Here is a 12,553-nt window from a genome sequence, read left to right as displayed (position 1 = left end):
ACGGGCGATGTCCTCTCGTGCGCCGGTTCCTGAGCCGGCATAGGACGATAGAGATGCAAACGATCTGAACGCGGGGTTAAGACCACGCCGACCGAGGCGTCACGCCGCCGGCATCGCCGCAAGCCCCTCGGCGGCGATCCAGGCCGCGGTGCGGTCCAGCGCGCGGGTCAGGCGATCGAACAGGGCGTCGATCTCTTCCGCGCCGATGATCAGCGGCGGGCACACGGCGACGCGGTCGCCCATCAGGAAACGCACGATCAGCCCCTCGGCTTGCGCGAAGGCGACGCATCTGGCGGCGACCCCGGCCTTCGGGTCGTATTGCCGGCGGGACGCCTTGTCGGCGACGATCTCCAGGCCGCCGATCAGGCCGATGCCGCGGGCGTCGCCGACGATCGGGTGCTCGGCCAGCGCCGAGAGCCGGGCCTGGAAGTGCGGCGCCTTGGCCGCCACCCCCTCGACGATGCGCTCGCGCCGGTAGATCTCGATGGTCTTCAGCGCGACGGCGCAGGCGACCGGGTGCCCGGAATAGGTCGTGCCGTGGCCGAACGTGCCGAGCTTCCTGCTCTGCTCGCGCATCGCCTCGTAGAGCGGCTCGTCGACGCTGACGCCGCCGAGCGGGACGTAGCCCGAGGTCAGCGCCTTGGCGAAGGACACCGTGTCGGGGCGGATGCCCAGCGCCTCGCTGCCGAACCACGTGCCGAGCCGGCCGAAGCCGCAGATCACTTCATCCACGATGAAGCGCACGTCGTAGCGGGCGAGCACCGCCTGCACCGCCGGGAAATACCCCTCCGGCGGGACGATCGCGCCGCCGGCGCCCATCACCGGCTCGGCGACGAAGGCGGCGACCGTGTCGGGGCCCTCGCGCAGGATCGTCGCCTCCAGCTCGTCGGCGAGCCGCTGCGAGAAGGCGACCTCGCTCTCGCCGCGTTCCGCGAAGCGGTAATGATGCGGGCAGGAGACGTGAAGGAAGCCCGGCAGCGGCAGGTCCCAATCGTTGTGGTTGGCCGGCAGCCCGGTCATCGAGGCGCTGGCGATGGTGACGCCGTGATAGCCGCGCTGCCGCCCGATGATCTTCTTCTTGGCCGGCCGGCCGAGCGCGTTGTTGAGGTACCACGCCAGCTTGACCTGGGTGTCGTTGGCCTCCGAGCCCGACGAGGTGAAGAAGATCTTCGAGGTCGGGACCGGCATCAGTTCCTTCAGCACCTCGGCGAGCTCGATCGCCGGGTCGTGGCTGCGGCCGGAGAACAGGTGGGTGAACGGGAGCTTGGCCATCTGCGCGCGGGCGGCCTCGACGAGTTCGCCGTTCGAGTAGCCGAGCGCCGTGCACCACAGCCCCGACATGCCCTCGATGTAGGGGCGCCCCTCGGTGTCGTAGACGTGCACGCCCTCGCCGCGCTCCAGCACCAGCGGCCCATTCGCGCGGTGCGCGTCGAGGTTGGTGTAGGGGTGGATTAGGGTTTCGACGTCGCGGGTGGCGAGGTTCGAGAGCATGCGGCGGTCCCGGGGCTTTGGGGCGCTCTCCGACGGCATGGCATGCCGGTTCGTCGCGAGAGCGCGGTGAAACGAAGAACTGCGAGTCTCGCCACACTACCGGCCCGATGCGGGCTCAGGTACCCCGGCAAGACCGCGGCCGGCCGTTACCGGGCGCATTCCGTAACCGATCCGCGATCGCGATGCCCGATCCCGCCACCATCGTCGCGCACCCGGCGCCGGGCCGCGCCTGCGGCGCCTGCACCCTGTGCTGCAAGGTCTACGACGTGCCCGCCGTCGAGAGCGTCGCTGGCCAGTGGTGCTGCCACACCAAGGCCGGCCGCGGCTGCGCCATCCACGCGACGCGTCCCGACCATTGCCGCGCGTTCCACTGCCTCTGGATGACCGAGAGCTGGCTCGGGCCCGAGTGGAAGCCGGAGCGCGCCAAGATGGTGCTCAGCCTCGATCCCACGAGCCGCAACATGAACGTGCAGGTCGATCCCGGTCAGCCGAACGCCTGGAAGCGCGAGCCCTATTACGGCCAGTTGAAGCGTTGGGCCGCGGCCTCGGTCGCGCTGAAGCGCCACGTGCTCGTCCACCTCGACAAGGCGACGACCGTGGTGCTGCCGGACCGCGACGTGGCGCTCGGCATCCTCACGCCGGACGACCGCATCGTGGTGCGCGAACGGATGGGGCCGGGCGGGCCGACCTTCGAGGTCGAAGCGATCCGCGCGGCGTGATCGCCCACGCGACCGGACGGATTGCGGCGCTTCGGCAGATTCACATCTGCCCTTCACACCGGCCCGTAGATCAAGGAAAACCCTCCGCCGTCATTCCGGGGCTGGAGCGGATCAGGGGCGTTCCGTGCTCGACCGGAATGCCCTTCGCCATCGCGAGGTGGACGCCACGCGTTCGCCTTAACCGCCCCGCAACCATACCGGGCGATAAATCAGCCTCCGCCATCCTCCCACCGGAACGTCGGGAAAGGATGGTCGTGCGTGGCTTATTCGAGTGCGGGTCGGTTCGGCGTGGGCGCGAGACGAGGACGACGCGGATCGGGCCTGACCGGGCTCGGGACCGCCTTCACCCCCTGGTTGACCGGCCTCACGCTGCTGGTCTCCTTCACGGCGAGCGCCGGAACCGAGACGAGCTTCGGGTCAAGCCGGACGCCCGAGGGCGACGGGCGCATCGTCCCGGCCCTGCGCGAGGCCGGAGCCTCCCTGCTGTTTGCCGAACTCGCCGGCAACGTCACCGGGCTGCTGACGCCGGGCGCCGCGACCTGGAAACCGGATCTGGAGCCCGAGGCCGGTTTCGTGCCGGTGCCCGATCTCGGCGGCACCTATGCGGGTGCGACCACCGACGACGGCGCGAGCGTCGAGCCCGAGCGCCGGTTCGACGGCTCGACGCCCGCGGTTCCCCGCGCCGTGGCGCTCTCCTCGACCACGCCGGCGCCGGCCGACGCGACGCCGGTCGAGGTCGCCGCCGCGAGCCTGATGCTGCCGCGCTTCTCGTTCCGCGCCGACCGCCCGGAGCCGCCGGTGGTGCCGTCGGCGCCCGAGGATGCCCGCCGCCGCTACGCCGACCTGATCGAGGCGGACGCGATGGACAAGGAGCAACGCTGCCTCGCCGAGGCGGTCTACTTCGAGGCCCGCAGCGAGCCGGAGGCGGGCCAGGCCGCCGTGGCGCAGGTGGTGCTGAACCGCGTGAAGAGCGGGCTCTATCCGGCCAACGTCTGCGGCGTGGTCTACCAGAACCGCCACCGCTACATGGGCTGCCAGTTCTCCTTCGCCTGCGAGGGCAGGCCGCTGCGCATCACCGATGCCGGCGCCTGGGCCACCGCGACGCGCGTCGCGCAATCGGTGATCGCGGGTCGGACCTACCTCGCCGAGGTCGGCGAGGCGACGCACTACCATGCCGACTCCGTCAAGCCCGGCTGGTCGCGGCGTCTGCGCAGGAGGGACGTCATCGGCCGGCACATCTTCTACGAATTGAAGCGCGGGCAGACCTGATAGACGCGGCGGCAAGCATCGTGATGCTGGTGTGAGCAAAAATTTACTTACGTAGCCGGTCACTACGTAGTTCGGATCGAGGGTTAATTTTACCTTCGTTCTCAATACCGCTTGCTTGTACAGCAACCAGACGGCCTCTTGGGCGTCGAGATGTGCGCGACCTTAGCGCGTCATCCCGCATGTCCCGCGTATCAGAGGAAGCCGTCATGACCGCGCCGGTCGCCCGGAACTCAATGCTCTTCGCCGCCTTCGCCGGTGCCGTCCTCGTCGCCGGGCCGGCCACGGCCGGCGGCTGCCACGGCTCGGACTGCTACCGCCACGTCTCGACCCCGCCGGTCTACGACACGGTGCAGGAGAGCGTGCTGGTGCGCCCGCCCCGCACGATCTACCGCACCACCCCGCCGGTCTACGACACGGTGTCGGAGCAGGTGCTGGTCTCGCCCGGCGGCCGCCACTGGTCGACCCGCCGCGGCCCCTACGGCGAGTTGATCGGCTGCTGGGTCCACACGCCGCCGCAATACGCGGTGCAGCACCGCCGCGTGCTGGTGCAGCCGGCCCAGTCGATCCCCGAGACGATCCCGCCCGAATACGCCAGCGTCAGCCGCCGCGTCCTCGTCGCCCCGGCCAGCTCGGGCTGGGTGCCGGTCGGCGGCGGATACGGTCACGGCCACGGCGGCGGTTATCATGGCGGCTACCAGGACGCGGGCTACGGCGTCCCGCGCATCGGCTCGATCCCGGACGCGCTGGGCATCGCCGGCGCCAGTTCGGCCGATGTCGGCGTCGGCCTCGGCTTCTCCTCGGGCAGCATCTACGACGGCTACTGAGGTTCCGTGCGCCGAACCCGCCGGGGGCCCGCCCTCCGGCGGCTTGATTCCGCGTCGCCTCGCCACAGGTCCCCGAGAACCAGGGAGGCTCGGATGGCGCGGTTCAAGGCGTGGGTCGTCGAGAAGGAGGAGGGCGGCCAGAGCCTGTCCTTCACGGATTTCGACGAGGCCGACCTGATGGACGGCGACGTCACGGTCCGCGTCACCCATTCCGGCCTGAACTACAAGGACGGCCTCGCGCTGACCGGCCGGTCGCCGGTGGTGCGCCGCTTCCCGATGATCCCCGGCATCGATTTTTCCGGAGTGGTCGAGACCTCGGACCACCCCGCCTACCAGCCGGGCGATCCCGTGGTGCTCACCGGCTGGGGCGTCGGCGAGACCCATCTCGGCGCTTATGCCGAGCGGGCGCGGGTGAAGGGCGACTGGCTGGTGCCGCTGCCGGCCGGTCTCTCGCCGGCGCAGGCGATGGCGGTCGGCACCGCCGGCTACACCGCGATGCTGTGCCTGATGGCGCTCGACGCGCACGGCCTCACGCCCGACGACGGCCCGGCGCTGGTCACCGGCGCCTCCGGCGGCGTCGGCTCGGTCGCCGTCGCCCTGCTGGCGCGGGCCGGCTGGCACGTGCTGGCCTCGACGGGGCGCCCGGAGGAGGCCTCGTACCTGAAGAGCCTTGGGGCCGCCGAGATCGTCGACCGCGCGGACCTCGCCAAGCCCGGCAAGCCGCTGGCCAAGGAGCGTTGGGCGGCGGCCATCGATGCGGTGGGCTCGACCACGCTCGCCAACGTGCTGGCGCAGACCAGATCGGATGGCGCGGTCGCCGCCTGCGGGCTGGCGCAGGGCATGGACCTGCCGACCTCGGTGGCCCCGTTCATCCTGCGCGGCGTGTCGCTGCTGGGCATCAACAGCGTGACGACGCCGCAGCCGAAGCGCCGCGCGGCCTGGGCGCGGATCGCGAACGAACTCGACCGCGACACGCTCGCGGCGATGACGAACCGGGTCGGCCTCGCGGAGGTGGGCCGGCTCGGCGACGACATCCTCGCGGGCAGGGTGCGCGGGCGGACGGTGGTCGAGGTCGGCTGATCCGCCCGATTGCTCGGGCCTCGGCGATCCGGCGCGGCGCCGGTTCGAAGCGCGCCGGCGGTCGGCGTTCGCGGCGCGTAGGCCCGGAAACGGAACCGTGGGCCGGGCCGCGGCATTCCTGCTTTCATGAGCAGAGCATTCGTTCGCGAGACGGAGGGCGGGGAAGCCTTCGAGGACCTCCCCGACCGCCCGATCTCCCCCCACACCAACTTCGTCACCCCGGCCGGCCTCGAACAGATCGAGTCGGAGGTCGCCCGCCTTCAGGCCGAGGCGGCCAAGCTCGGCCCCGACGACAAGGCCGACACCGCCCGCGTCACCCGCGACCTGCGCTACTGGACGACGCGCCAGGGCACGGCGCAGCTCGTCGAGACGGTCGCCGGCGACACCGTGCATTTCGGCTCGACGGTGACGGTGCTGCGCGAGGACGACACGCCCCAGACCTTCCACATCGTCGGCGAGGACGAGGCCGATCCGCACAAGGGCTCGATCGCCTACGTCGCGCCGCTGGCCCGCGCGATCACCGGCAAGAGCGTCGGCGACGTCGTGGAGGTGAACGGCCACGACGTCGAGATCACGGCGATCAAGGTTGGCTGACCCCGGCTCGCCGCTCGCGGCCGGTTCCCGGACACTGGCGGGCCGCCCGTTCCCGCAGCGCGGGCGGCATTTGGAGACGGCGCACAAGAAAAAAGGCTCGGATTGCTCCGAGCCTTGGAAGGAAAAAGGCCATTGGGGGCTGAACTGGCCTTCGTGATGATCCAACGGAACTGCGGCCGGTCGGTTCCGCGCAATCGTGAAAATATTTCAGCGCGGCGCGGCGGCGCGCGCGAGCCGGTCCAGGATCGCCTCGCCGAGACCGGAGGACGGGATCGGCGCGACGGCGATCATCGCCGCCCCCGAGGCGTCGAGGTCGCGTAACGCCCCGAACAACCGAGCCGCCGCTTCCGCGAGGTCGCCGCCGACGCTGAGGTTCACGACGGCGCGCGCGGCATCAAGCCCGAGGGGCTCGGCCGGCCCGAACAGCAGCGCCGCCTCCCCCGCCTCGATCGCCGCCGCATCGAGCCGCAGGCGCGCACGCGGCGCGTAGTGCGAGGCGAGCAGCCCCGGTCCAAGCGGGCGCGCCGCTTCGGCATCTTTCGGCCGGCCGAGTTCCTGCCCGCCAAGTTCCTGCCCGTCAAACGCGAACCCGAGCACGGCGCCGATCGCCGCCCGGGTGATGCCCCCCGGCCGGAGCAGGCGCGGCGGCCCGCCGAGACAGGCGATCACCGTCGATTCGATGCCGACCGACGTGTCGCCGCCGTCGAGCACGGCCGCGATCCGGCCGTCGAGGTCCGCGAGCACGTGGCCGGCGCGGGTCGGGCTGACCCGGCCGGAGCGGTTCGCCGACGGGCCGGCGACGGGGCGGCCGACGATCCCCAGGAGATCGCGGGCGAGCCCGCTCCCCGGCACCCGCAGCGCGACGCTCGGCAGGCCAGCGCGGGCGAGGTCGCAGACGGTGGTGCCCGCGCTCGCCGGCACCACCAGGGTCAGCGGGCCCGGCCAGAACGCCTCTGCGAGCCGCAGCGCGTGCACGTCGAAGGCGCCCTGCGCCTGCGCGGCGGCGCGGGCCGGCAGGTGGGCGATGAGCGGATTGAGGCGCGGGCGCGTCTTCGCCGCGAAGATCCCGGCGACCGCCGCCGGGTCGGTGGCGTCGGCGCCGAGCCCGTAGACGGTCTCCGTTGGGAACGCGACGCATGCGCCGTCCCGGAGGAGCCGCGCCGCCTCCGCCACGCCCGCGGCATCGCCGGCGAGCCGCCGGGTCGGGATCGGCGGACGGTCGTTCATAGCCAAACCATCTCCGGCGGTGACGGCGCACCCCGTTCGGGCGTATGCCGTCCGCACGGGGTGCGCCGGCCTATCGCGGCGGCCCGCCGCCCGTCAAACGAGACGCCGAGGCGCGGGATCGAACCGTGCCCGGCGGGAGGAGAGCCGATGAGCTACCGCGCGCCCGTGTCCGAGATGGTGTTCACCCTGCGCCACGTCGCCGGGCTCGACGGCTCCGGCGCGCTGTCGCCCGAGGATGCCGAGGCGATCCTCACCGAGGCGGGCCGGCTCGCGGGCGCGGTGCTCGCGCCCCTGAACCGCGTCGGCGACCGGCACGGCGCGACGCTCAGTGCGGGGGTCGTCACCACGGCGCCGGGCTTCCGCGATGCCTACCGCCGGTTCACCGCCGGCGGCTGGAACGGGCTCACCGCCGACCCCGACCACGGCGGCCAGGGCCTGCCGCAGGTTCTCGACGCCGCCTGCACCGAGATGTGGAACGGCGCCAACCTCGCCTTCGGCCTGTGCCCGCTGCTCACCGCCGGCGGCATCGCGGCGCTCCAGGCGCACGGCTCGGAGGACCTGAAGGCGCGCTACCTCGGAAAACTCGTCTCCGGCGAGTGGACCGCGACCATGAACCTGACCGAGCCGCAGGCCGGCTCCGACCTCGCGGCCCTGCGCACCCGCGCCGAGCCCGCGGGCGACGGCAGCTACCGGATCACCGGCTCGAAGATCTACATCACCTACGGCGCGCACGACATGGCGGACAACGTCGTCCACCTCGTGCTCGCCCGCCTGAAGGACGCGCCCGCCGGGACGCGCGGCATCTCGCTCTTCCTGGTGCCGAAGCTGCTGCCGGACGGGTCGGAGAACGACCTGCGCTGCTCAGGGATCGAGCACAAGCTCGGCATCCACGCCTCGCCGACCTGCTCGATAGCCTTCGGCGACCGGGGCGGCGCCACCGGCTGGCTGATCGGCGAGGAGCATCGTGGCCTCGCCTGCATGTTCACGATGATGAACAACGCCCGCCTCAACGTCGGGCTCCAGGGCGTCGGCGTCGCGGAGGCCGCGACGCAGCGGGCGCTGGCCCATGCGCGCGAGCGCCGGCAGGGGAAGGCCGCGGGCTCCGCCGAGACGAGCCCGATCGTCGCCCACCCGGACGTGCGGCGCATGCTGCTGACCATGAAGGCCTACACGGCCGCCGCCCGCGGCATCTGCTACCTCACCGCCGCGGCGCTTGACGCGGCGGAGGGCCCCGAGGGGCAGGCGGCGCTGAATCGCGCCTCGCTGCTGACGCCGGTGGCAAAAGCCTTCGCTACGGATCTCGCCAACGAGGTCACTTCGCTCGGCGTGCAGGTGCACGGCGGCATGGGCTTCGTCGAGGAGACCGGCGCGGCGCAACTGATGCGCGACTCTCGCATCCTCGGGATCTACGAGGGCACCAATGGCATCCAGGCGATCGACCTCACCACCCGCAAGCTGCCGCTCGACGGCGGCGCGACCGTGCGGGCGCAGATCGCGGCGATGCGCAAGGTCGGCGAGCACTTGCTCAAGGCAGCCGACCCCGCCTTCGGCCACAGCCCCGCGCGCCTGCGCGCCGGGATCGAGGCTCTCGACCGGGCGACGAGCCACCAGCTTGCCGCGCTCAAGGCGAACCGGCCGGACGCGGCGCTCGCCGGGGCGAGCCCGTACCTCCGCCTGTTCGGGCTGGTGCAGGGCGCGGCCTGCCTTGCCACCGCGGCGCTCGCCGCGCGCGCCGCTCTGAAGGCCGGCGAGATCGACCCGGCGCACGCCGCGCGGATCGCGCTGGCGCGGTTCTTCGCCGAGAACCTGCTGCCGGCCGCCGATGGGCTGGCGCAGGTCGTGATCGACGGAGGCGGGTTTCTGGACGACGCCGAGGCGGCGCTGGCAGGTTGAGATGCGCACGGTGGCGCGGTGGCAGGGGAGGCGGAGATGAGCGAGCACGTTGCGGTCACCGACGGCGCGGACGGCGTCCGCCTGATCACGCTGAACCGGCCGGAGAAGAAGAACGCGCTCACCGGCGACATGTACGACGCCCTGCGCGCGGCGCTCGTCTCGGCGGACGGGTCCGAGGCCGTCGGCGCGGTCGTCTTCGCCGGCCTGCCGGGCATCTTCTGCGCCGGCAACGACATTGCCGACTTCGTGTCGCGGGCGCAGATGCCGTTCACCGAGGCGCCCTCGCTGCGCTTCGTCCGCCAGCTCGCGCGGACGCAGACGCCAATGGTGGCGGCGGTCGACGGCATCGCGGTGGGCATCGGCACCACGCTGACGCTGCACTGCGACCTCGTCTACGCGAGCCCGGCGGCGCGCTTCCGGATGCCGTTCGTGGAACTCGGCCTCGTGCCGGAAGCGGCCTCCAGCTACCTGCTGCCCCGCCGGGTCGGGCGCCTGAAGGCGACCGAGCTTCTGCTGCTGTCGGAGCCGTTCGGCGCGGACGAGGCCGAGGCGCTCGGCCTCGTCAACGGCGTGATGCCCTCCGGCATGCTGCTCGAGCATGCGTGCGCGCAGGCCGCGCGGCTCGCCGCCCTGCCACGGGGCGCACGCGCTGCCTCGCGAAAGCTGATCCGCGGCGACCAAGCCCTGGTCGAGGCCGCGCTCGACGCCGAGGCCGAGGCCTTCGAGCGGCAGTTGCGCACGGAGGAGGCGCAGGGTGCGTTCCGGGCGTTCCTCGCCCGGTCGAAGCCCGGCGCGCGGGCGTGACGACGCCCGATCTCAGCCGGACGATCTGCCTCGTGGCCGGCGCCTCGCGGGGCGTCGGGCGGGGCATCGCCCGAGCCTTGGGCGAGGCGGGTGCGACCGTGATCGTCACCGCCCGCTCCAGCGAGACCGGCCCGCGCACCGAGATGCGCGCCGAATCGATCGAGGATGCCAGCCGCGACGTCGACGCGGCCGGCGGCCAGGGCCATCACTACCTCTGTGACCACACCAGCGAGCGGGCCGTCGACGAACTCGTCCACTGGGCGCTGCGCCGGTTCGGGCGCATCGACGTGGCGGTGTCGAGCGTCTGGGGCGGCAACGAGGGCTACGACGGCGAGCGTTACCCGGACGGCGCCGGCTGGGGCACCCCGTTCTGGCGGCGCTCGGCCGCGTCCTTTTCCGGATTCGCGCGGGTCGGCCCCTATCCCGGCCTGCTGCTCGCCCGCGCCGTGGCGCCGGCCATGGTCGCGGCGAAGTCGGGCCTGATCGCGCTGGTCTCCTTCGGCACGCGAGAGGGCTATCTCGGCGACATCTACTACGACCTCGCCAAGGCGACGACGAACCGCCTCGCGCTCTGCATGGCCGAGGAGTTGCGCCCGCACGGGGTCACCGCGCTCGCGCTCTCGCCGGGCTTCGTCCGCACCGAGCGCGTCTGCGACCTCGGCCAGGCGGACCTCGCCACCGAGAGCCCGATCTACGCCGGCCGGGCGCTGGCGGCGCTCGCGGCCGATCCGGACGTGATGGCGCGGGCCGGGCAGGTGGTCCATGCCGGCGACATCGCCGGCGAATACGGCTTCACCGATGCGGACGGGACGCAGCCGAAGCGGTTTTGCATCGGTGGATGACGATCCCGATATGACACGCCATGTGATCGAAAGAACCCCGTTCCTCGCGGAGCCCTCCACCCTCTGCGGGCTTGCGGATTCACATAAACTCCGGCGCTCCCCGGAATGACGGGGTTGGGGGTGGATCTGTGGTGTTTCGTCCGGCTCTGGTGAGATGTGCGCGTCTGTAAGCCTCTGCGGGGGAGGGGAAACCACGCATCGCGCGAACGCGCCGCGAGATGGGTGGATGGCAGCCCGCATAGGGGAGGGGACATGCGCGCGGAATTTCCGTCCATGACAGGAGGACGACCATGAATGCCACGCTGTCGAAGAAGACCCTGTTCATCACCGGCGCGTCCCGCGGCATCGGGCTCGCCATCGGCCTGCGCGCGGCGCGCGACGGGGCCAACGTGGTGATCGCGGCCAAGACCGACACGCCGCATCCGAAGCTCGCGGGCACGATCCATACCGCCGCCGCGGCGATCGAGGCGGCCGGCGGCCGGGCGCTGCCGCTGGTGGTCGACGTGCGCGACGAGGATTCGGTGCGGCAGGCGTTCGCGCGCGCAGCGGACACGTTCGGCGGGATCGACATCGTCGTCAACAACGCCAGCGCCATCTCGCTGACGCCTACGGTGCAGACCGAGATGAAGCGGTTCGACCTGATGCACCAGATCAACACGCGCGGCACCTACATGGTCTCGAAATACGCGATCCCCTACCTGGAGAAGGCGGGAAACCCGCACATCCTGATGCTGTCGCCGCCGCTGGACATGGCGGAGAAGTGGTTTGCGCCGCATCTCGCCTACAGTCTGGCGAAGTTCGGCATGTCGCTGTGCGTGCTCGGGCTCGCGGGCGAGTTGCGGCCACGCGGCATCGCGGTCAACGCGCTGTGGCCGCGCACCACCATCGCCACCGCCGCGGTCAACAACCTGCTCGGCGGCGAGGCGCTGATGCGCGCGAGCCGCAAGCCCGAGATCATCGCGGATGCCGCCCACGCGCTGTTCGTGACCCCGGCACAGGAGATCACCGGACAGTTCCTGATCGACGACACCTTCCTGTCGCAGAACGGCGTCACCGGTTTCGCGCAATACCGCGTCACGGCGGGCGTGCCCCTTGCGCCGGACTTCTTCGTGCCGGATGCAAGCCCGCCCCCGCCTCACGCGCTCGACTGAGCGCCGACCTGCGAGCAGCCCTTCGTGATCTTCATCCACCAGCCGGTGACCGGCACCGGCCAGACGCTGCTGGAGCGCCGCGGCCTCGACCTTCAGGACGCGATCCCCGACGACACGGTCTGGCTCGACCTGGTCCGGCCGAGCCGCGAGGAGGACATGAAGGTCGAGGCCTTCATGGGCGTGCAGGTGCCGACGCGCGAGGAGATGAAGGACATCGAGCCGTCCGAACTGCTCTACGTCGAGGACGGCGCCCGCTACATGACCGGCCGCGTGCTCTCGAAGATCAGCGGTTCCGAGGACCCGGGGCTGGCCGGCATCACCTTCATCCTGCAGGGCCGCAAGCTCGTCACCGTGCGCTACGAGGAGCCGCAGGCGTTCCGGATGTACACCCAGCGCGCCGGCCGGACGACGGGCAACGGCCCGGCGGTCACGCCGTCGGGCGAGACCATCCTCGCCGGGCTGATCGAGGCGGTGATCGACCGCGCGGCCGACGTGCTTCAGCTCCAGGGCGAGCGCATCGACCGGCTCTCAGCCAAGATCTTCGAGGTGCAGGACGATCCGAGCGCCCGCAACACAGCCCTCCAGGACACGCTGCGGGCGCTCGGGCGCCACGGCGACCTGATCTCGAAGCAGCGCGAGAGCCTCGTCTCGATGGAGCG

General features: G+C 71.8%; 12 protein-coding genes. 10 read left to right on the top strand and 2 right to left on the bottom strand.

What is annotated here, in order from left to right; translation table 11 throughout:
- Positions 1-99: 99 nt before the first annotated feature.
- On the bottom strand, positions 100-1,491 hold the full coding sequence (locus tag ACFE86_RS01665; protein WP_375453591.1) for an aminotransferase: 1,392 nt from the start codon (positions 1,489-1,491) through the stop codon (positions 100-102).
- Positions 1,492-1,673: 182 nt separating this feature from the next.
- On the opposite strand from ACFE86_RS01665, the gene ACFE86_RS01660 reads away from it, so the two are divergent.
- The 5 genes from ACFE86_RS01660 (at position 1,674) to greA (ending at position 5,977) form a co-directional block, all read left to right on the top strand.
- Entirely contained in the window at positions 1,674-2,210 is a 537-nt protein-coding gene (locus tag ACFE86_RS01660) for a hypothetical protein (protein WP_375453590.1), read from the top strand.
- A gap of 354 nt (positions 2,211-2,564) precedes the next feature.
- Positions 2,565-3,479: a cell wall hydrolase gene (locus ACFE86_RS01655; RefSeq protein ID WP_375453639.1), complete on the top strand. Its 915-nt coding sequence runs from the start codon at positions 2,565-2,567 to the stop codon at positions 3,477-3,479.
- 206 nt (positions 3,480-3,685) lie between these two features.
- Complete coding sequence (locus tag ACFE86_RS01650) at positions 3,686-4,303, top strand: hypothetical protein (RefSeq protein WP_375453589.1); 618 nt, start codon at positions 3,686-3,688, stop codon at positions 4,301-4,303.
- 93 nt (positions 4,304-4,396) lie between these two features.
- Positions 4,397-5,383 (top strand): MDR family oxidoreductase, encoded by a 987-nt coding sequence (locus ACFE86_RS01645; RefSeq protein WP_375453588.1) that lies wholly within the window; start codon positions 4,397-4,399, stop codon positions 5,381-5,383.
- Positions 5,384-5,509: 126 nt separating this feature from the next.
- The gene (greA, locus tag ACFE86_RS01640; RefSeq protein WP_375453587.1) at positions 5,510-5,977 is read left to right on the top strand and encodes a transcription elongation factor GreA; all 468 of its coding nucleotides are present in this window, start codon (positions 5,510-5,512) and stop codon (positions 5,975-5,977) included.
- 207 nt (positions 5,978-6,184) lie between these two features.
- Here the strand turns inward: greA and ACFE86_RS01635 are convergent, their stop codons facing one another.
- On the bottom strand, positions 6,185-7,204 hold the full coding sequence (locus ACFE86_RS01635; RefSeq protein ID WP_375453586.1) for an L-threonylcarbamoyladenylate synthase: 1,020 nt from the start codon (positions 7,202-7,204) through the stop codon (positions 6,185-6,187).
- Positions 7,205-7,351: 147 nt separating this feature from the next.
- Here ACFE86_RS01635 and ACFE86_RS01630 point away from each other — a divergent pair, with 147 nt between their 5' ends.
- From ACFE86_RS01630 to ACFE86_RS01610, 5 genes are all read left to right on the top strand, one after another.
- Entirely contained in the window at positions 7,352-9,097 is a 1,746-nt protein-coding gene (locus tag ACFE86_RS01630) for an acyl-CoA dehydrogenase (protein WP_375453585.1), read from the top strand.
- Between the two features lie 36 nt (positions 9,098-9,133).
- Complete coding sequence (locus tag ACFE86_RS01625; protein ID WP_375453584.1) at positions 9,134-9,901, top strand: enoyl-CoA hydratase-related protein; 768 nt, start codon at positions 9,134-9,136, stop codon at positions 9,899-9,901.
- Positions 9,902-9,933: 32 nt separating this feature from the next.
- Complete coding sequence (locus ACFE86_RS01620; RefSeq protein ID WP_375453638.1) at positions 9,934-10,743, top strand: SDR family NAD(P)-dependent oxidoreductase; 810 nt, start codon at positions 9,934-9,936, stop codon at positions 10,741-10,743.
- Between the two features lie 290 nt (positions 10,744-11,033).
- Positions 11,034-11,894 carry an SDR family oxidoreductase gene (locus ACFE86_RS01615; RefSeq protein ID WP_375453583.1) on the top strand — a complete coding sequence of 287 codons (861 nt, stop codon included), beginning with the start codon at positions 11,034-11,036 and terminating at the stop codon, positions 11,892-11,894.
- A gap of 24 nt (positions 11,895-11,918) precedes the next feature.
- Positions 11,919-12,553, top strand: a 635-nt coding sequence (locus ACFE86_RS01610; protein WP_375453582.1) for a CorA family divalent cation transporter, incomplete at its 3' end; no start/stop codon positions are given.

Origin of the sequence: uncultured Methylobacterium sp. (genome assembly GCF_964244095.1) — a bacterium.
Lineage (GTDB): Bacteria > Pseudomonadota > Alphaproteobacteria > Rhizobiales > Beijerinckiaceae > Methylobacterium.
The sequence above is the reverse complement of the archived record's forward strand: the minus strand, read 5'-3'. Positions and strand labels throughout refer to the sequence as shown.

Bases quoted from the DNA above. Each gene is read 5' to 3' on its own strand.
- ACFE86_RS01665 (WP_375453591.1), bottom strand. From the start codon at position 1,491: ATGCTCTCGAACCTCGCCACCCGCGACGTCGAAACCCTAATCCACCCC.
- ACFE86_RS01660 (WP_375453590.1), top strand. From the start codon at position 1,674: ATGCCCGATCCCGCCACCATCGTCGCGCACCCGGCGCCGGGCCGCGCC.
- ACFE86_RS01650 (WP_375453589.1), top strand. From the start codon at position 3,686: ATGACCGCGCCGGTCGCCCGGAACTCAATGCTCTTCGCCGCCTTCGCC.
- ACFE86_RS01645 (WP_375453588.1), top strand. From the start codon at position 4,397: ATGGCGCGGTTCAAGGCGTGGGTCGTCGAGAAGGAGGAGGGCGGCCAG.
- greA (WP_375453587.1), top strand. From the start codon at position 5,510: ATGAGCAGAGCATTCGTTCGCGAGACGGAGGGCGGGGAAGCCTTCGAG.
- ACFE86_RS01635 (WP_375453586.1), bottom strand. From the start codon at position 7,204: ATGAACGACCGTCCGCCGATCCCGACCCGGCGGCTCGCCGGCGATGCC.
- ACFE86_RS01630 (WP_375453585.1), top strand. From the start codon at position 7,352: ATGAGCTACCGCGCGCCCGTGTCCGAGATGGTGTTCACCCTGCGCCAC.
- ACFE86_RS01625 (WP_375453584.1), top strand. From the start codon at position 9,134: ATGAGCGAGCACGTTGCGGTCACCGACGGCGCGGACGGCGTCCGCCTG.
- ACFE86_RS01615 (WP_375453583.1), top strand. From the start codon at position 11,034: ATGAATGCCACGCTGTCGAAGAAGACCCTGTTCATCACCGGCGCGTCC.